Below are 19566 nucleotides of genomic sequence, written 5' to 3'. Positions count from 1 at the left end.
GAAGACTTTCTAGCCTTCATGTTAAATATTATTCCATTTCAGCAATAGCACTCTTTATTTGAGTAACCATATTTTTTCCTGCTTCTTCTGCAGTTAATTCTCCATTTAATACAGATTTAATATTATTTGCACATGGATTCCATACTGTACTCATTTCAGCTATATTAGGTGTTGGTGTACCATTTTCAGCTTGATCTAAGAATCCTTGAACATAGTCTGCTGATTTAAACCAATCGCTTTCCATTGCTGATGTTAATACAGGAAGTCTGCTTCCTTCTTCAAATAATACTTGTGAAGTATTTTCGCTTAAATATTTAATTAATTCCCATGCTAAATCTTGATTTTTTGATTTTGAAGGAACAAAAGCTGATTGAATAGTTGTTAAGTTACTTAACTTATTTCCATTTAATGTTGGAAGCTCAGCTATATCAAAATTAACATTTGCATCCTTTGTAGAATCTACATTCCAAGGACCTGAAATATAGAATGCTGTTTTACCTGCTTGGAAATCTGATTTTGCTATATCATCAGTAATATCTGATGCCATTAATCCTTCATCTACTAATTCTTTTAAGAATTCTAAACCTTTTATTGCATCAGAACTATCTAAACCAATATCATTAACATCTAGTGTTCCATTATTGTTTTTGAATATATATGAATCTCCATTTAACAAGAATCCTGCTGCATAGTAAAAATTAGTAAGGTCAAATTCAAATCCTTTTTCTTTTCCTATTTTAATTAACTCTTCAAAAGTTTCTGGTACTGATGAAACTAAATCCTTATTGTAATATAATGCTATTGATTCTTGGCATACTGGAACACCTATTCTGTCTCCATTTACTGTAACTGAATCAAATAAATTCTCTGAAGAATAAAGACTTTCATCAATTAAATCATCTGGACATGTAGCTAAAAGTCCAGCCTTATATAATTTTCCTAAATTATCATGTGGATACCCTAATACCACGTCTGGACCTTTTCCAGATTGTAAAGCTTGGCTCATAGCATCAAACTCACTGCCATCATATTTCAAATCAACCTTTACGTTATTTTCTTCTCCCCATTGTTTAACAACATCTTGTAGTGCATCAACTTCATTTTGTTGGAAATGTGACCATACTACTAATGTATCTTTTCCATCAGAAGATGAATTATCACTACCATCTGAAGTTTCATTACTTGAACCACAGCCTACCAATACACTTGTAAGCATTGCTCCACTCAACAAAACTGAAAGTAATTTTGAACGTTTAACCATATAAAACCTCTCCTTTATAAATACACAATAAATATTATATATAAAACTATTTAAGTTTTATTATCTTTGAAACCCATACTGGTAACGATACCAAAATTTATTAAAAAATAATTTTAACAACAACTTAGAAAAATATAATTTGTAAAATTATTTACATTTATTTCTATATTTATATTATATTACCATTTGTAACTGTTTTAAAGAGTAAATTTATTTATTTTTTTCTTTCCAAATAAAAAATACAACTTTAAATAACACTGCATTATTAAAATTGCGTATATCATAAGCAGTATATTTTTCTATCTTATCAAGTCTATATATAAGTGTATTCCTATGAATGTATAACTCCTTAGCTGCATCACTTAAGTTCAAACCGCAACTAAAAAACACTTCTATAGTTCTTATCATTTCATTATCAAGCTTAGAAAATCCCTCATTAAATAACTTATATATCTTTTCCTTTTTTTCTTCTGATACTGAATCTATAATTCCTTCTAAAATCATTTTTTTTTCGTCAATAATACTTTCACTTACTTTGTATTTATTAGCTAACATAAGTCTATATTCACACTCTTCAAAAGATTTTTTTAAGCCTTCATAATTTTCTACCTGACAATAACTTATATAATATCTACCTGTAAAATTATTAAGTAAAGCATCTTTTATTCCTATAATATGATCATATATTTCTTTTACTTTAGCTATTAAAAGTAACTTATCATTACTTAGAATAACTTCTACATCACTATCATCATATAGTTCTTTTATATATAGATAAGCATCATATGATTTACTTTCTATGTATATATCTATTAAATAAAACCTGCCTAAAAGAGTAGGCCATACTGCCAAAATTACATCTTTTTCTATATTTTTCCCTGCCAATAATGATGTAATTATACTTTCCTTGTGAATCAAAATATCTTTTAGCTTATTTTCTAAAGAATATGCTAATAAATTTAATATATTACCAAATGCTGCTTTTGTTTTTAAGCAGCATTTGGTTCCATTAAATTTAATATTTTTACTTATTATTTGATCACTATCATCATATTCTGAAGTTTCATAAGCTCCTAAGCTTTCAATTGACAATTGGAAAGGTATCTTACAACATTCATAAATATCTTTAACCATGTTCTCAATACATTCCACAATATCACCTCTTAAGTATTTATCTGTAGCTTTAGCTTATATCACTCTTAAAGTTGTGTCCTTATCAAATACATGTAATTTATCAACATTTAAGTATATCTTAGCTTTTTCTCCTACTTTTAAGTTTGTAGTTCCCTCTATTCTTATAGTTACTGAAGCATTTCCACACTTAGTATAAACATAACTTTCAGCTCCCATATGTTCTACAACTTCGATATCTCCAACAATAGTTGAATGTGGATTATTTGCTATAAGTTCTTTATCATCACTTAAGCTTTGAGGTCTTATACCAAAAGTAACTTCTTTTCCTATATAAGATTTTAATGCATCATATTTATTTGCTGGGAATTTAATCTTATTTCCATTGAAAGATGCAAATAAATCATTTCCTGATTTTTCAACAACACCATCTATAAAGTTCATTTGTGGGCTTCCCATAAATCCTGCAACAAATAGATTTGTTGGATAATTATAAATATTTTGTGGAGTATCAACTTGTTGAATTATGCCATCCTTCATAACAACAATTCTTGTACCCATTGTCATAGCTTCCACTTGGTCATGTGTAACATAAATAAATGTTGTTTGTAATTTTCTATATAATTTACTAATTTCAGTTCTCATTTGAACTCTTAACTTGGCATCAAGGTTAGATAATGGCTCGTCCATTAAGAACACCTTAGGATTTCTTACAATAGCTCTTCCTAAAGCAACCCTTTGTCTTTGACCTCCTGATAGAGCCTTTGGTTTTCTCTTTAATAAATGTTCAATGTCAAGAATTTTTGCTGCTTCTGTAACTTTCTTCTCTATTTCATCCTTTGGCATTTTTCTTAATTTTAATGCAAAAGCCATATTGTCATATACAGACATATGAGGATATAAAGCGTAGTTTTGAAAAACCATTGCTATATCTCTTTCTTTTGGTTCAACATCATTTACTAATGTATCACCTATATATAATTCACCTTTTGAAATATCTTCTAATCCTGCAATCATTCTTAAGGTAGTTGACTTACCACAACCAGATGGTCCAACGAAAACTATAAATTCTTTATCTTCTATTTCTAAGTTGAAATCTTTAACTGCTGTTACATCTCCTTGGTAAATTTTATAAATATGTCTTAATGATAAACTTGCCATATATATTACCTCCATAAAACCTTTTTAAACTCTTAATATATTTATATTGTAATCCTTGAAATTGTTTTCATCCATATGTAATTGTCACAAATTAACATATTGTTTTTTGTAATAATATCCAATGTGTTAATTTATTACAAAAAAGGGTTTACTTTGTAATAATAACATAACATAAAATCAATTTTCAATGTATTTATTAAAATAAGGAGCTGCATCAAAATAACTTTCCATACAGCCCCTTTTAATATTATCATGTATTTATACAATCCCCAACTTTAATAAGCTTAATTTTATCTTTCAAATTTTTCTTAATCTTGCTATATGCATCCTCACCAGTACAATGGCAACAATAAAGAAGTGTTTCTTTATCTTTTAATGCCTTTGAAATATTCTCAATTAAATTATCGTCTTCATATTTCTTATTAGCATAATTATATAGATGTAAGCCCCCAAAAAAGTAATCTATTGGTGATCTACTTATTCTCTCTGCTTCCTTTAATATATTAATAATGCCTCTATGTCCACATCCAACAAATAAAACGCTTTTATTGCCTTCATTTAATAATAAATTCTGCTCATGTGAAAAATCATCTTCTACATAAGCGTTTCTCCTCTTTTTCAGTAATTTTTTATTTGAAAGAGGTACAAATTCCTTTCCTCGTATTTTATTAAAAAGCAAAACTCCGTCATCTACTTTATATAATCCATTAACTAAAACCACTCTATCATTCCATTTATAATCTTTATTTAGACCTATATTATGTTTAATATTACCAAACATTCTTAAATAGTAATCATTAAAAGCAAATCTATTTACATATATCTTTGCCTTATTATTTATATTAAGAAAACTTTCCAATCCTCCGCCATGATCTCTATGCCCATGTGATATAACAACAGTATCTACCTCTTTTAAATCAATATCCATCCTTTTTGCATTTCTTATAAATGTATCATTGGGACCTAAATCAAAAAGTATTTTTTTACTTTCAGTTTCAATATACAAACATAATCCGTGCCTTTTCTCATACTTACACTCTCTAGCTAAATCATCAACTAAAACAGTAACTTTCATTCTTTTCACCTCCACCTTAAATCTCTTACTAATATCTTATTCTATTGTTTTTATTAATAATATATTTTCTTTGTGAATATTTAATAATTTATAAAACAAACTAATATTAAATTATCACTTATTAATTTTAAGAAGGTGTAAATTTGAAGTCTTTATTTATTAAATGTTTTTTATACTTTTGTTTATTTTCCTTATTGCTTTCATGCTTTAATTGCGTATACACCAATGCTGATGATGAAATCAACTCTAAAAAAGTTGTGTATTTGACCTTTGATGATGGGCCTAGTAAAAATACTCCTAAGATTTTAGATATCCTTAAGGAAAATGATGTACATGCAACTTTTTTTGTAATTTGTCCTTACATAGAAGCTCATAATGCTTTAATAAAACGTGCTTATGATGAAGGCAATGCCATTGGCAATCACACTCATAATCATGAATTTAAATATATATATATATCTGAAGAAGCTTTTTGGGATAACTTTAATAAACATCAAAACTTCCTTAAGGAAGTAACTGGGAAAGATTGTACAATATTCAGATTTCCTGGTGGATCTCATAACACTTTAGTTAGAAATGCTCATGGAAGTTCTTTTACAGAAAATATCATATTAAAGTTAAATGAACAAGGTATAAATTGCTACGATTGGAATGTTGATTCTGGTGATGCCAAAGGAAACAATATTCCTGCTGCAACTATTTATAACAATGTTGTTAAGGAATCAAGAGATAAAAATGGTGAGTTAAAATCACCAGCTATCGTCCTTATGCATGATTGTATGACTAAAACAACAACTGTGGAAGCATTACCGAAAATAATCCAATATTTTAAAGAACAGGGTTATAAATTTGATACTTTAAATTAAAATAGGAGCTTTAATTAGCTCCTATTTTAGTATTAATTTTATTATCTCTTTTTGTATTTCATCATTATATTTTCCTGATCTAACTTCTTCTACTATGGCCTTTCTCTCTTCTTCATTTTTGCCATTAATTTTTTCTCTTACAACTTGAGGAAATTCTATATATTTTCCTTTCATTTGCTTTTTCTCATCCAGTTTTATAATGGTAGGAATTCTACATTCACCTGATAATTCTTGTAATAATTCTTCTTTACCTTCTTTTTTTAAAAAGTTCACATGTATCTTAGAATTTAATTCTGAAAGTTTCATTAAAAATGGCATAGTGGTAGCTGAATCCTTACAAAAAGTATCAGTTATCACTAATATATTTATATTTGATTTTATATTTTTTATATCCTCTACCCCATGTGAAACTAACCTTCCTTGTTTATATAATTCATCTATAAATAATATTTCTTCTTCTTTAGCTGTGCTTATATATTCTTCATATGATATACATTTATCTAAATTAACCATATTTCCTCCTGAATTATTTACCTACTCTTATTTCATCAGTTATTATTAAATTAAAAAACCAGTTTACCAATTTAATGGAATTACCGGTTTATATATTATCATTTATTTTTTTCCAATTCAACCAATATTTATTTCTATAAATCAAAATTCATATTGGCATTATATTGACCAGTTGACATAAGATATCTTTTTAATACTTTAGAAGAATACACTTTAAAGGGAAGTAAGTCACTTATATTAATAGAATATTCTTCTGACTTTATAACTTTTCTTATTTCTTCCACAGTAATACATTCTTTATTTAAGGTAGTAAATATGGCACCTATCTGTAAAGGTGTATGACTATCGCTTCCTGTAACTATATTAACACCAAGCTTTTGCGATAGCTCTATAAGTTCACTTTTAGCTTTTATTTCCCCTTTTCTAAATATATCTTTAGCATTTAAATCAATGGCATCTAGTCTTTTTAAACTTTCTTCTGAATGCTTAAAAAGCTTGTGTCCCTTCCTACAAGGATGAGCTCCAATCTTCAAACAGTTATAAAGATCCGCCATATCTAGTAATTCATCAAACTCAATGAAATTTTCTTTTTCCATGTATTGTTCTAAAATCTTATGGATATCCATTATGTCATCTCTATCTCCTGCTATTATAACGTGTCCTTTTCCTTTTACATTAACCTCTAATGCTGGGAATACAGACACTCCATCAATCATATATCTATTACCTTCATAGATATAGTTTTCTTCTAAATAATTATAAATTATCTTGAAAGAAATAGCATTGAAATGTTCACATAAGATTATGCCATCTATACTATTTCTCTTGGCATATTTTATTTCATTCAAAAAGAATTTTTCATTAAAATCTTTTCTTTTACTTAGCAAACCATGAACATGAAAGTCTATGTTCATAATGATTTTCTCCTTATTAATTATTTTTAATTTTTAAAAATCTTTAATTTTTATTTTATTATATGTATATGCTTAATATAAGTTTTCTGCACACATAGTATAATAATAATTATTATATTTTCATATGTTTTTCTTTTACACTTTACAAATATGTCTTTTTATATAATAATTATTATTATATAATTCTATATTTTAAGGAGGACTTATGGAAAATATCATTTTAGAAGAAGGAATGAAAGCACCGGATTTCATACTTCCTGGTTCAGATGAAAAAGATCATAAATTAAGTGATTACTTAGGGAAAAAAGTTGTTTTATATTTCTATCCAAGAGACAATACACCTGGATGTTCAAGAGAAGCAGAAGCATTTAGAGATAATGCTGAAGAATTTAATAAAAATAACGCTGTAATACTTGGTGTTAGCAGAGACACTATAGCTTCACATAATAAATTTATAGCTAAATATGATTTACCTTTTGTACTTTTATCAGATAGAAATGAAGAAGTTTGTAAATTATATGATGTCCTTAAAGAAAAAACTATGTGTGGTCGTACAGGAATTGGTGTAGAACGTAGTACTTTTATCATTAACGAAGAAGGAATAATCACTAAGATTTATAGAAAAGTAAAAGTTGCCGGCCACGTAGATGATGTAAAATGCAACCTTTAGGAACTCCAATGGAGTTCCCTCCTCAATTTTTCATTCTTAATTAAATTTCGTTCCTTCTTTAAGCATCTCTTTGAATTTGTTCCACTCTACAAACTCTCCCCCCATACTCTCAAGATGATTGGTATGCATTTGACAATCTATAAATAAAAACCCTTCTTCTTCTAGCTTCTTAGCTAAAGATATCAGTGCAGCTTTTGAAGCATTGCTTACCTTTGAAAACATACTTTCTCCAAAGAAACATTTCCCTATTTTAACTCCATAAAGACCACCTACTAACTGCTCATCTTCATATACTTCAACACTAGATGCTAATCCTAAGTTATGTAATTTTATATATGCTTCTTTCATATGGTCTGTTATCCATGTACCTTCTTGACACTCCCTAATCTCCTTGCAATTTGAAATCACGGCAGCAAAATCATTATCAAAAGTTATTTTAAACTGATTCTTCTTTAAAATTTTCTTCATGGAATTTGATATTTTAATTTTACTTGGGTAAATAATAAACCTTGGTTTAGGGCACCACCATAATATTTCCTCTCCTGGATTATACCAAGGAAATATTCCATTACAATATGCTAGTATTAATCTTTCTACAGATAAATCACCGCCTATAGCTAATAATCCATCTTCTTCTGATAATTCAGGATTTGGAAATACTATTTCATTATTTAATCTAAATACTGCCATTTTCTTTTCCTCACTACTTAATTTTTTATTATATGTTGTATTATACCGTATTTCATCTGTTATAATATATAAAGAGGTGTAAAAATATGAAAAATTTATCAAAAGTACTTATAGGTATACTGGTAGTAATAATAATCATAGCTATACCAGTAGTTAGTGGCTACAATAACTTAGTAGCTTTAGAGCAAAAAGTTGATACTGCTCAATCTAATATTGATACTCAACTTCAAAGAAGATCAGATTTAATTCCAAATCTAGTGAGCACAGTAAAGGGATATGCTAACTTAGAAAGCGAAATTTATACAAATATCGCTGATGCAAGAAGTAAATTAGCAGGTGCTTCTACCATCCAAGAAGAAGCTGCTGCTGACCAGGAGTTAACTAGTGCTTTATCAAGACTTCTTGTGGTTGTAGAAAACTATCCTGATTTAAAATCAAGTTCAAATTTCCAAGACTTAGCTATTGAACTTGAAGGCACAGAAAATCGAATTACTATAGCCCGTCAGGATTATAATGATGCTGTTACTGAATATAATACTAAGAGGAGAAGGTTTCCAAGCAATATAATTGCTTCTATTTTTAATTTTGAACAAAAGCCATTATATAAAGCTAGCGAAGGTGCTCAAACTGCTCCTTCTGTAGATTTTTCAAGTTAATATATAATGAAGCTTTTTAAAAAGGTATTATTAATTTCTTCTCTTTTATTAGTATGTATTTATTCTATTACCTTTGCGGCAAATACCAAATTCCCTTCAGTTACAACCAATAAGTATATTAATGATTATACTGGAACAATTTCAAAAAATTATACTGAAAAAATTATATCAATTGGTAAGGAACTTGAAGAAAAAACAACTGCACAATGTGTTATTGTAGTAATAAACTCCACTAATAATGTACCTATAGAGAAATATGCAAATGAATTATTTCGCTCATGGGGTATCGGTACCTCTGAAAAAAATAATGGTCTTTTAATATTATTAGCTATGGATGATAGAAATTGGAGAGTTGAAGTAGGTAAAGGTCTTGAAGGTGCTGTACCAGATGTACTTAGCAACAAAATTATGACTTCTTATGGAAAGCCTTATTTTCGTGATGGAAATTATAATGACGGTCTCTTGAATTGTTATTATGAATTTTCTAATAAAATTGCTGAAGAATATGGAGTTTCCTTAACTTCCCTAGAAAATATAAATGTTTCTTCTAAAGATTACAACAATAATAACTCTTCATCTAATACTTCCAATAAGGTTATTCCTGGAATTATTATACTACTTATCTTTTTAGATATCATTTTAAATAGAGGAAGAGTATGCCGTACTTTTTTACAAATGATAATTATCTCTAGTCATCATCGTGGCCCTAGAGGCGGTGGTGGCGGATTTGGTGGTGGCAGCAGCGGATTTGGTGGTGGAAACAGTGGTGGAAACGGCGGATTCGGTGGTGGCTCTTCCAATGGTGGAGGTTCTTCAGGTTCATGGTAAAATTTTTACCCAATAATAAATAATTTTTAAATAAAAAAAATAACCATAAGAGAAATCTTATGGTTATTTTTTATATTATTTTCTTAATTATTTGCTTAATTGAGCTTTAGCAACTTCTACTAAATCAGCAAATGCTTTTGGATCGTTTATAGCTATTTCAGATAACATTTTTCTGTTCATGTCGATTCCAGCTAATTTCATTCCGTTCATGAATTTTGAATATGATAATCCATTCATTCTTGAAGCAGCATTGATTCTAGCAATCCATAATCTTCTGAAATCTCTCTTCTTTAATCTTCTTCCAACATATGCATTTCTTAATGCTCTTATTACAGTTTCGTTAGCAGTTTTGAATAATCTGCTCTTTCCACCGTAGTAACCTTTAGCAAGTTTTAATACTTTTTTATGATTTTTACGTGAATTAACCGCTCTTTTAACTCTAGCCATTCTTAGTTCCTCCTAGGTAATAATATTATAGGTATGGTAATAATTTCTTCATTGCTTTTTCTTGAGTAGTTGAAACATAAGTACCTTTTCTTAAGTTTCTCTTTCTCTTAGCGCTTTTCTTAGTTAAGATATGGCTCTTAAAAGCTTTAGCTCTTTTAAGTTTACCTGTACCTGTCTTTCTAAATCTCTTTGCTGCACCTTTATGTGTCTTCATTTTTGGCATGATAGTAACTCCCCTCTACTTTTGTTTTTTGGCTTGTCTATTATATGCAAACCTCTTTATGAAAAAAATAGAGGCAGCATGAAGCCGCCTCTACTATTTATAAACACTAGAACATCTCTTTCTAGACATAATTCAATAGCTCTATACCTTACTAAGCTCTGCCGTAAGGTGAGAAACGGCTGGTTTCTACTTGACATTGATTATTGTAGCATCTTTCTTTTAACATGTCAATTCTTTTTTTAAATCTAATTAATTGAATACATTTTTTATTAATGTTAGACTTATTTATATACACTTTTTACCAGGAGGTGCGTGATATGGGATTTTTAAAGGCTAATTTTCAAAAGGAAGGTAAAGGCATTTCCAAAGATACACCTGAAAAGACAGGTTTTGCTTTGTTTCTAGAAACATTGATAAGAGAATTGGGGAGTTTAATAAAACTAAATTTTCTATTTTTGTTATTTTCAATTCCAATTATAACTATACCAGCTTCTTTTGCTGCTTTAACAAATGTATCTATGAAAATTGCTCGCCAACAACATGTATTTGTATTTTCCGATTTTAAGGAATCATTTAAAAAGAATTGGAAACAATCTTCACTTTTAGGCATATTTTTTTTATTATTATTTTCATTAGTAACAATTTCATTGATTTTTTATTCTAATGCATTACCCAATAATAACTTCTTGTACGTACCTTTATTTATTTGTATTTTTATTAATTTACTATTACTTTTTTCATTTATATATAGTTTTCCCTTGTTAACAACTGTAAAATTATCCTTAAAAGATACTTTAAAAAACTCATTCCTTTTAAGTATAATTTCTTTAAAAAACACTTTAATAGCTATTGTCTTTACTATTATAATCTTTTCAGTAAGTATATTTTTATTCCCATTTACAATTTTTGCAATTCTCACTTTAAGTTTTAGCCTAACTGCTTTCATAAATTCATTTTTCAGCTGGCCAGCAATTCAGCAATATGTAATAAAAAATTAAAAGCAAAAAGCAAATGAGTATTATTAGGCTCATTTGCTTTTTTAAATATTACTAAATATTATATTTTGTACTTATCTGCTGAATATTTCTTAACATGCTTTTATATTCTGGAAAATCCTTGATAATTCTCTTTATAATCTTTTGGCAAAATTGCCTTCTTAAAGTATCATCAATATTTAAAATCCGTTTATATCCCCATAAATGGGTATAATTCTTTTGCTTTCCACTTAATAATCTATCTAATGTTTCCATTTCATAAATCTTCAAATTCATTTTATCTGCAACCATAGATATTATTCTTTGCTCAGCAAAAACCATATTAGTTATCCTATTATCATCCACCTTTGCATTCTCCATAAATTCTATAGATGCCTTGGTATATTCTTTGATAAACTTTTCATCATTAAAATAAGCAAATGCTGTGTTGCATGGTTCTACTTCCCAGTTCCACTGATTATCAAAATTATATCCATCCTTAAGATTAAAATAATCCTTATCTGGGTAGACAAAAGGATCTATTCCTTCTCTATGAATAACAGCTAAGCTACTTTCTTTTATACAGGTATCTAGCGACTGCCATATAATAAAATCTGTATCAATCATTGCTATAGGACCTTTTTCCATGGATAAAGCATAAATTTTCCCTGCTGCCCAGAATATTTCGTTATTTACTAAATGATTTATACTATCCAATTTACATTCTATTCCTAAATCCCATATAGATTCTATACCTATTTTTTTATAATAACTTTCTCCTACCCTATCAGTAATCATCTTTATACTGCCATTTTTTTCTCGCCATTTCAATGCGGATAATATGGTCGTCAATATTTCATAATCCTTCATTTCATAAAGGCTACTATTTATTAAATATGGTGCTGTCCAATTTGAATGAAATGCCTTCATTAATTAAATTACCCTCTTATATCAGCTCTACTCCATAGCAACAGTAAGAAGACTCTACTTTGGAACCTTCTTTTTTTACTTCACTTGTAGAATAAAGTTTCTTTCTTGTATTTTCTTCTCTCATTATAAATATCTTTTTTTGTTCTTTTATTGTATATATAATCTTTTCATCATCTAGTCTTATTGGATACCTTAACTTATTATTCATAAATTATATTCTCCTATAAAGATAGTAATGCTATTTTAATAAACTTCTAATTATTCTTGTAGCATCCATATATTTTGCTATTGACTTACCATAATTTAATCTATTTATTACTCTTGATAAGAATTCAGACATGTCAACAGCATTAAACCATTTTGTTTCTCTAAGTTCTGGTGAAATATATGTTAAATTAGTTGAATATACTTTAGAAATTATTCCATCACTATAATATTTATTAAACTTTTCAAGTCCTTCCGTAAAGAAAGCAAATGTTGTTGCAACGTAAACATTTTTTGCATTTCTCTTCTTTAATTCTAATGCTATATCAAGCACTGATTCCCCAGAAGCTATCATATCATCAACAATCAATACATCCTTACCTTCAACTTCTCTTCCCATATACTCATGGTCTACAATTGGGTTTTTTCCGTTAACAACTGTAGAATGATCTCTTCTCTTATAAAATAGCCCTACATCTACACCTAGTACGCTAGAATAGTATATAGCTCTATCCATAGCCCCTGTATCTGGACTTATGACTAATAGTTTTTCTTTATCTAATTCTAAAGTATCTTCATTAGATATTAATGATTTTACTATATCGTAAGTTGGATATAAATTTTCAAACGATAATAATGGAATTGCATTTTGCACATTAGGATCATGAACATCAAATGTTAATATTTCATCTACACCTAATCTTTCTAACTCTTGTAATGCTAAAGCACAATCTAAAGATTCTCTTCCTTTTCTTCTATGTTGTCTTGATTGATATAAAAGTGGCATTATAACAGTAATTCTTGCAGCCTTTCCTCTTATTGCTGATACTGTTCTCTTAATATCTTGAAAATGTTCATCGGGACCTTTATGATTAGTAAATCCAAACATCTTATATGTACAACTATAATTTCCTACATCGCATAATATATATATATCTTTTCCTCTAACTGTTTCTGGAAGCTTAACCTTACCTTCTCCATTTGAAAAACGTATTTCATTTGTTGGTATTAAGAAAGATTCTTCAGTATTTCTCTTTTGCTGTATAATTTTATTTACCTGCTGACCTAGTTCTCTACAACTTTCTAAAGCAATTATTCCTAATTCATGATTTATTTCGTTCATTTTCTACACCCCTTGTTATTCCATTCTATTACCCTTTAGTAATTATATACTATTTATGCATATTTTTAAATAGATTTTAAAATAAGCATTTTTCACTTTTTTAACTATTGTTAAACATTCTTTAATTTTACTATTCCTTAAATTTATATTAATTTATCATTTCTTCTTTTATTAGTCTTATTAATTATGTTAAAGTTATTTATATATTTATTTTAATTAGGAGGATAAAATGAAGATAGATTATGATAAAAAACTACTGACTTACTCTATATATGTGATATTTACTGTTATAGCCATATTTATTGCCATTAAATTAATGTCCAATTTGGGGCTAATATTTAAAACTGCTATATCTTTATTAGCGAGCTTTCTTTCGCTAATTAAACCACTATTAATTGCCTTAGTTATTTCTTATTTATTATATCCAATAACTAAGTATTTAGAAAAAGTATTTAGAAATAATAAGCTATATAAAATAAAGAAAGAATCTAATAGAAGAGTACTTTCTATAGTTTTATCTTACGTATTAGTGATTGGATTATTTTTTGCTTTAATATGCGGTATATACTTTATGATAGGAGGTCAACTATCTAAAAACACTACCATTGTAAATATAATCTCAGATATTAATAATTATATTAACAGTAATTCCCTTTCTAGCACTACTATTCCACAGGCTATTAAATCACTTAATATACCTTTGCTAGATACTTTGGAACCATATATAGTGGATATACTGGCTTCTATTCAAAATTACTTAATTACTAACCTTGGAAATATGACTGCCAGCATAATGTCTATAGGTAGCAGTATTGCTTCCTTTTTAATTGCTATTGTTCTAAGCATCTATCTTCTTAAAGATTCTGAATACTTCATTGGCTTATGGAATAAACTTTATTATTTAGTATTCAGAAAAAGTAAAGCTGGCATATATACCAAGAAAATATTCTTAATAATTCATGATGTATTTTCAAAATTTATCCGTGGACAATTATTAGAAGCAGTATTTGTAGGTATATTATCATCTATTGCTCTTACTATTGTAGGTATTGACTATGCTATTGTAATTGGTGTAATTGCTGGAATATGCAATATGATTCCGTATGTGGGCCCTATTGTTGGTACAGTTTTAGCAGCTATTATGGGACTTCTTAGCGGTCGTCCTATTAAGATAATATATGCTATTATTGCAATGCTTATAGTGCAGCAAATTGATAATAATCTGCTAGCTCCTAAGATTGTTGGTGAAAGCGTAGGCTTACATGCAGTCTTTACGATGCTTGCCATAATAATTGGTGGAAATGCTTTTGGTCTTATAGGAATGCTTATAGCTGTTCCTTTAGCTGCATCTTTTAGGATATTATTTAATTTATGGTATGAAAAAAAAATTAACCAGTTATAATACTGGTTAATTTTTTTATTTATACACATACAAGTATATGTCTTTTAAAATTTCCTTTTGGTACAACACACTTATCTATAACGGAAAATCCCGCTTCAACAATAAATTTTTCCATATCTTCAAAAGTTACTATAACCATTTTTTCACATATATTTCTTGCTGTATGTATTATTGCTTTCTGTTCCTCTAATGTTACTGGAGAAAATAATCCATAAGGAATATCAATAATTGCTGAGTCATATTTATCTTTTATCTTATGCATATCATAACAGACTATCGTATCTCTAAGATATCCTAAAAACTCTACATTTTCTCTAGCATTATATGCAATTTGCTTACTTATTTCGCACCCCTTAACCTTTATACCTAAATCTAAAGCTTCAATAACTACTGTACCTACACCACAGCACGGATCTATAAGTGTTCCTTCTTCATTATCTTTCATTGCTATATTTACTAATGCTCTGGCCATCCTTAATCCCAATGCATTTGAATATGAATATGGTTTATCATTATGTTTTTGCCACTTAAAATCATTTCTTTCATATTCTCCAAAAATCCACAAACCATTGATTTTAGTAACTGCTAGTGGATTTCGTGGTTTGTGCATATCTGGATATCCATTAACTACAAAGCCTATTTTTCTAGTAGCTTCTAACCTATCCTCATACTGAACATCGCCTTGCTCAGACTTTACATAGCTTACTTTAAAGTCGTCATAAGATAAATTATCTTCTTTAATTTTTCTTACCATTCTATCTAAGGATTCATCACTATAGATTATTTTAATTTTACTTTTAATAAATGGGCTTTTAGACGCATTTATATCTATATCCGAAAAAAAGTATTTTTCATTAATCTCTCTATTAAAAAGGCATCTCATTTCCATTTTGCATAGTTCTCTTTCATTATCCTGATAATTAATGAAATATAAAAAACTACCGTTAATATTTTTATACATAATTTACACCTCTTATAATATAATAACATAAAAAGCATCAAGATAATCTAAGTTATCTTGATGCTTTAAATTATTGTGCTAATCTTGCAGTATCTCTTGCTATCATTAACTCTTCATTAGTTGGTATAACATATACTTTAACTCTTGAATCGTCAGTTGATATTTCACCAATTTCTCCTGCTATTTCATTTTTCTTAGCATCTAAATTGAATCCTAAGAACTCTAATCCTTTTAAGCTTTCACTTCTAACTAAAGCTGCATTTTCACCAATTCCTGCTGTAAACACTATAACATCAATTCCTCCCATTGCACCTGCATATGCTGCAATTTGAGTTCTAATTTTATAATGGAATATATCTAAAGCAAGCTGTGCTCTTTCATTTCCCTCTTGTGCCGCTGCTCTTACATCTCTAAAATCTGATGAAACTCCTGAAACTCCTAAAACTCCTGATTTCTTATTTAACATTTCATCAACTTGTTCTATTGTATATCCTTTTTCTTCAATTAAGAAAGATATAACAGATGGATCTATGCTTCCTGCTCTTGTTCCCATCATTATTCCTGCTAATGGTGTGAATCCCATAGAAGTATCTATTGATTTTCCACCTTTAACTGCTGCTAAAGAACAACCATTTCCTAAGTGGCATGTAACTATCTTTAAATCTTTAATATATTTTCCCATTACTTCAGCAACCTTATTTGAAACATATTTATGTGATGTTCCGTGGAATCCATATTTTCTTACACCATATTTTTCATATAACTCATATGGTAATGGACAAATATAAGCATTCTTTGGCATTGTTTGATGGAATGCTGTATCAAACACTGCTACCATTGGAATATTTGGCATTAATTCTCTACAAGATTCAATTCCTATTATATTTGGTGGATTGTGTAAAGGTGCTAAAGCAATACAATCTCTTATTGAATCTAAAACTTCATCAGTAATTAATACTGATTCTGAATATTTTTCCCCACCATGAACTACTCTGTGTCCAACTGCTGAAATCTCATCCATTGATTTAATAACACCATATTCTTCATTTACTAATGCTTCTAATACTAATTTTATTGCATCTTTATGATCTTTTATTTCTGTATTAATAACATGTTTACCTTTTCCTGGTGTCTTTTGTGTTAAAGCAGAACCTTCAATCCCTATTCTTTCAACTAAACCTTGAACCATTGATTCTTCATTACTCATATCGATTAATTGATATTTTAATGAAGAACTTCCACAATTAATAACTAATGTCTTCAACTCTCTTACTCCTTTTTCATCTCACTTTTAATCTAATAACTATGTTGTACTCAGCTATTATTGTACTATAAATTTTTAGAAATTAAAAATAATTCATTATTCTAACCTTTCAGAATTGTCAGTCAATTTTACTACTATATACAGTATTAAATATTATTTAGCCATTTTATATATTCTTTATCACTGCTTTCATTTGTTAGCTTTTCTTTTAATGCCTTCAGCTCATTATCCATACCATATATTTTGTAAATTTCCGGTATTAATCTCTTCTTAATTTCTTCATTCTTACTCTTCATCATCACTGTTAAAGTTTGCTTTTTAAATTCTAAATATACCTTTGATCCGTATTCCTTGCTTTTTTCAATTCCTGAAACAAGCATCATCTTAATTGCTTCATTTTCTGGATAAGCCATAACCATATTTAAATACCAATTAAGTATATTTCTTTCACCTAAAAGTAAATCTTTATCTACAAACTTTCCTTGAATTAAAGTTTGAGTTAATGAATGTCCTAATGATGCTAAATAATGTAGCACTTCCTTATCTTCAGCAAGCTTATAGAATTTATTATTACTTTGATCATATCCACCTAATTCACTTCTTAACTCTTTTATCATCTCATTAAATCTATTACCAAAGTTCTCTTTTTGAATGAACATCTCTATTTTCTTTGATGATTTATCATTCATATTATAAATAGTATTTTTTATTAAGTATCCTATTTCTGCATTCATTACACTTCCTGTAATAACTATATCAGCATTTATTTTATTACCTATATCTTCAAGAGCAGCTTCATTATATTGCTTATTTGTTATAACCGGTCCAAAATCTCTTACAAATGGCATTACTACCTTATTATTATAATCTGTATAATAATTTATCATTTCACTTACATATAGAGGAATCCCCCTTGATAACATACTTGTTTCATTATCTTTTTGATAACCTTTTATTTCTTTTTCCCTTATAGTTTCATCTGCGTAAGGAAGAACTGCTATATTACCCTTTACTTCTTTATTATTAATAAACCATTTACTTGTTTTAAGACCATGCCCCCAAACTGGATTATCTAGTACCATCATATTTATCTGTACATCTTTTTTTGGTGTAGATGCTTTTTCTTCAATCTTAAGCTTATCAAACTTATTAGATATTTTAAGTAGTGCATTTTTTAAATCTGGTCTCTCTAGCATCATTAACTTATTTAACAGGTTTTCCCCTTTTTCAATTTCTTTATTTTGAAGATATGCCTGTAATAAGTTTAAACCTACTCTAATATCATTTTTATTAAAATCGTATACTGGTTCCACTAATTCTATTAATTCTTTACTATAACCTTTAGCTCCTAACTCTCCTGAAATCACAAGTAACGCTTCTTGTGTCACATGACCTTGACTTAAAGCAATTTTTAGAAATTCTTTTGCACTTTCAATATTTTTTTCATTTAACTCATGTCTTGCTAAAAGAAATTGTGGAAGCCAACTTCCCTTTATTTCACTTGCTCTTCTTAAAGCATCTATATATCCTTCCATTCCATCTTTATCTTTACATATAGATGCATACCATGGAAGACCGTTGTTTTGATTTGGATTAATAGTAAGTCCTTCCCATAAAACTTCCATTGCCTTTTCTTTTTCATCTTTTCCATAATAACTCTTAGCTAAATTAGTAAGTATTGTTCCTGTCTTTGGATTACTTTCTAGATATTCTAATAATAATTCATTAGCTTTATTAAACTCTTTATTTTTTAAATAAATTATTGCTAATGTATTATAACCTCTTTCCTTTATTGTATCTATTTCTTTCAAATGCATTGCTGCATCTTCCACATCACTTATAAAATTGTTTTGAATTGCCTTTAGTACATCGTTATATAACAAATTAGCATTATCCCAATGATTTTTTAAGGCAATTGGTAGAACTTTTTCTCTCCACTCATCCATAGTAATCTGTATTCTTTTTCCATTTTGGTCAATAATATTCATCATCTTTACATTTTCTTTAGAAGATTTATCTATTGAAATATTTGTTATCTTACTTTCTCCACTATCAGTGGAGCTATTAATCTTCTTCACATTTAAATCATTTACATCTTTTTTTTTAATTTCTTCATTAGTTTTTGTACCCTGTTCTTTTTTCCCTAATATTTTATTAAATAAACTCATCTAAATACCTCACTAAATTTTATATTATACACATTTATTGTACCATAATATTACAACTTTTTCTTTTATTAATTAATTTTTATTTATTACTATAAAAAACATTAA

21 protein-coding genes and 1 other annotated feature are annotated in these 19566 nt (G+C 28.2%); of the genes, 6 read left to right on the top strand and 15 right to left on the bottom strand.

Annotation, left to right across the window (positions count from 1 at the left end; genetic code table 11):
• Positions 1 to 28: 28 nt before the first annotated feature.
• The 4 genes from Q5O44_RS04735 to Q5O44_RS04720 form a co-directional block, all read right to left on the bottom strand.
• Positions 29 to 1261 (bottom strand): maltose ABC transporter substrate-binding protein, encoded by a 1233-nt coding sequence (locus Q5O44_RS04735; RefSeq protein WP_022167243.1) that lies wholly within the window; start codon positions 1259 to 1261, stop codon positions 29 to 31.
• A gap of 210 nt (positions 1262 to 1471) precedes the next feature.
• Positions 1472 to 2413, bottom strand: a complete 942-nt coding sequence (locus Q5O44_RS04730; RefSeq protein WP_022167242.1) for a CdaR family transcriptional regulator — start codon at positions 2411 to 2413, stop codon at positions 1472 to 1474.
• A gap of 36 nt (positions 2414 to 2449) precedes the next feature.
• Positions 2450 to 3553 carry an ABC transporter ATP-binding protein gene (locus tag Q5O44_RS04725; RefSeq protein ID WP_022167241.1) on the bottom strand — a complete coding sequence of 368 codons (1104 nt, stop codon included), beginning with the start codon at positions 3551 to 3553 and terminating at the stop codon, positions 2450 to 2452.
• 250 nt (positions 3554 to 3803) lie between these two features.
• Positions 3804 to 4628, bottom strand: a complete 825-nt coding sequence (locus tag Q5O44_RS04720; protein WP_022167240.1) for an MBL fold metallo-hydrolase — start codon at positions 4626 to 4628, stop codon at positions 3804 to 3806.
• Between the two features lie 143 nt (positions 4629 to 4771).
• On the opposite strand from Q5O44_RS04720, the gene Q5O44_RS04715 reads away from it, so the two are divergent.
• Positions 4772 to 5494 carry a polysaccharide deacetylase family protein gene (locus Q5O44_RS04715; RefSeq protein ID WP_022167239.1) on the top strand — a complete coding sequence of 241 codons (723 nt, stop codon included), beginning with the start codon at positions 4772 to 4774 and terminating at the stop codon, positions 5492 to 5494.
• Positions 5495 to 5515: 21 nt separating this feature from the next.
• On the opposite strand, the gene Q5O44_RS04710 is transcribed toward Q5O44_RS04715, so the two are convergent.
• Together Q5O44_RS04710 and Q5O44_RS04705 are read right to left on the bottom strand one after the other, a co-directional pair.
• Positions 5516 to 6007: a thioredoxin family protein gene (locus Q5O44_RS04710; RefSeq protein ID WP_022167238.1), complete on the bottom strand. Its 492-nt coding sequence runs from the start codon at positions 6005 to 6007 to the stop codon at positions 5516 to 5518.
• 134 nt (positions 6008 to 6141) lie between these two features.
• Complete coding sequence (locus Q5O44_RS04705; RefSeq protein WP_022167237.1) at positions 6142 to 6921, bottom strand: PHP-associated domain-containing protein; 780 nt, start codon at positions 6919 to 6921, stop codon at positions 6142 to 6144.
• Positions 6922 to 7126: 205 nt separating this feature from the next.
• Between Q5O44_RS04705 and Q5O44_RS04700 the strand changes: the two genes are divergently transcribed.
• Positions 7127 to 7591 (top strand): peroxiredoxin, encoded by a 465-nt coding sequence (locus tag Q5O44_RS04700; protein WP_022167236.1) that lies wholly within the window; start codon positions 7127 to 7129, stop codon positions 7589 to 7591.
• A 36-nt stretch (positions 7592 to 7627) separates the two neighbouring features.
• Here Q5O44_RS04700 and aat read toward each other — a convergent pair whose 3' ends face one another.
• Positions 7628 to 8281, bottom strand: coding sequence for a leucyl/phenylalanyl-tRNA--protein transferase (gene aat, locus Q5O44_RS04695; protein ID WP_022167235.1), 654 nt, complete (start codon positions 8279 to 8281; stop codon positions 7628 to 7630).
• Between the two features lie 86 nt (positions 8282 to 8367).
• On the opposite strand from aat, the gene Q5O44_RS04690 reads away from it, so the two are divergent.
• Positions 8368 to 8937, top strand: a complete 570-nt coding sequence (locus Q5O44_RS04690) for a LemA family protein (protein ID WP_022167234.1) — start codon at positions 8368 to 8370, stop codon at positions 8935 to 8937.
• Between the two features lie 6 nt (positions 8938 to 8943).
• Positions 8944 to 9765, top strand: a complete 822-nt coding sequence (locus tag Q5O44_RS04685; protein ID WP_022167233.1) for a YgcG family protein — start codon at positions 8944 to 8946, stop codon at positions 9763 to 9765.
• An 87-nt stretch (positions 9766 to 9852) separates the two neighbouring features.
• Here the strand turns inward: Q5O44_RS04685 and rplT are convergent, their stop codons facing one another.
• Both rplT and rpmI read right to left on the bottom strand, forming a co-directional pair.
• Complete coding sequence (gene rplT, locus Q5O44_RS04680) at positions 9853 to 10212, bottom strand: 50S ribosomal protein L20 (RefSeq protein ID WP_022167232.1); 360 nt, start codon at positions 10210 to 10212, stop codon at positions 9853 to 9855.
• A gap of 25 nt (positions 10213 to 10237) precedes the next feature.
• Positions 10238 to 10435: a 50S ribosomal protein L35 gene (gene rpmI / locus Q5O44_RS04675; RefSeq protein ID WP_022167231.1), complete on the bottom strand. Its 198-nt coding sequence runs from the start codon at positions 10433 to 10435 to the stop codon at positions 10238 to 10240.
• A gap of 55 nt (positions 10436 to 10490) precedes the next feature.
• Positions 10491 to 10633: a sequence feature (ribosomal protein L20 leader region), on the bottom strand.
• A gap of 119 nt (positions 10634 to 10752) precedes the next feature.
• Between rpmI and Q5O44_RS04670 the strand changes: the two genes are divergently transcribed.
• Entirely contained in the window at positions 10753 to 11433 is a 681-nt protein-coding gene (locus tag Q5O44_RS04670; RefSeq protein ID WP_022167230.1) for a YesL family protein, read from the top strand.
• A 51-nt stretch (positions 11434 to 11484) separates the two neighbouring features.
• Here Q5O44_RS04670 and Q5O44_RS04665 read toward each other — a convergent pair whose 3' ends face one another.
• The 3 genes from Q5O44_RS04665 to Q5O44_RS04655 are packed head-to-tail and all read right to left on the bottom strand — an operon-like array spanning position 11485 to position 13666.
• Entirely contained in the window at positions 11485 to 12339 is an 855-nt protein-coding gene (locus Q5O44_RS04665) for a DUF6734 family protein (protein WP_022167229.1), read from the bottom strand.
• 16 nt (positions 12340 to 12355) lie between these two features.
• Complete coding sequence (locus Q5O44_RS04660) at positions 12356 to 12547, bottom strand: hypothetical protein (protein WP_022167228.1); 192 nt, start codon at positions 12545 to 12547, stop codon at positions 12356 to 12358.
• A gap of 30 nt (positions 12548 to 12577) precedes the next feature.
• Positions 12578 to 13666 carry a ribose-phosphate pyrophosphokinase gene (locus Q5O44_RS04655; RefSeq protein WP_022167227.1) on the bottom strand — a complete coding sequence of 363 codons (1089 nt, stop codon included), beginning with the start codon at positions 13664 to 13666 and terminating at the stop codon, positions 12578 to 12580.
• A gap of 229 nt (positions 13667 to 13895) precedes the next feature.
• On the opposite strand from Q5O44_RS04655, the gene Q5O44_RS04650 reads away from it, so the two are divergent.
• Entirely contained in the window at positions 13896 to 15068 is a 1173-nt protein-coding gene (locus tag Q5O44_RS04650; protein WP_022167226.1) for an AI-2E family transporter, read from the top strand.
• A gap of 19 nt (positions 15069 to 15087) precedes the next feature.
• Here Q5O44_RS04650 and Q5O44_RS04645 read toward each other — a convergent pair whose 3' ends face one another.
• The 3 genes from Q5O44_RS04645 to Q5O44_RS04635 form a co-directional block, all read right to left on the bottom strand.
• Positions 15088 to 16029 (bottom strand): TRM11 family methyltransferase, encoded by a 942-nt coding sequence (locus Q5O44_RS04645; RefSeq protein WP_022167225.1) that lies wholly within the window; start codon positions 16027 to 16029, stop codon positions 15088 to 15090.
• A 70-nt stretch (positions 16030 to 16099) separates the two neighbouring features.
• Positions 16100 to 17293, bottom strand: a complete 1194-nt coding sequence (locus Q5O44_RS04640; RefSeq protein ID WP_022167224.1) for an acetate/propionate family kinase — start codon at positions 17291 to 17293, stop codon at positions 16100 to 16102.
• A 146-nt stretch (positions 17294 to 17439) separates the two neighbouring features.
• Complete coding sequence (locus Q5O44_RS04635) at positions 17440 to 19461, bottom strand: lipopolysaccharide assembly protein LapB (RefSeq protein ID WP_022167223.1); 2022 nt, start codon at positions 19459 to 19461, stop codon at positions 17440 to 17442.
• Between the last annotated feature and the right edge of the window lie 105 nt (positions 19462 to 19566).

It is taken from the genome of Clostridium sp. CAG:221 (assembly GCA_000435835.1).
In the GTDB taxonomy this organism is placed as follows: Bacteria; Bacillota; Clostridia; order Clostridiales; family Clostridiaceae; genus Clostridium.
This window is presented reverse-complemented; position numbering and strand designations above follow the sequence as displayed.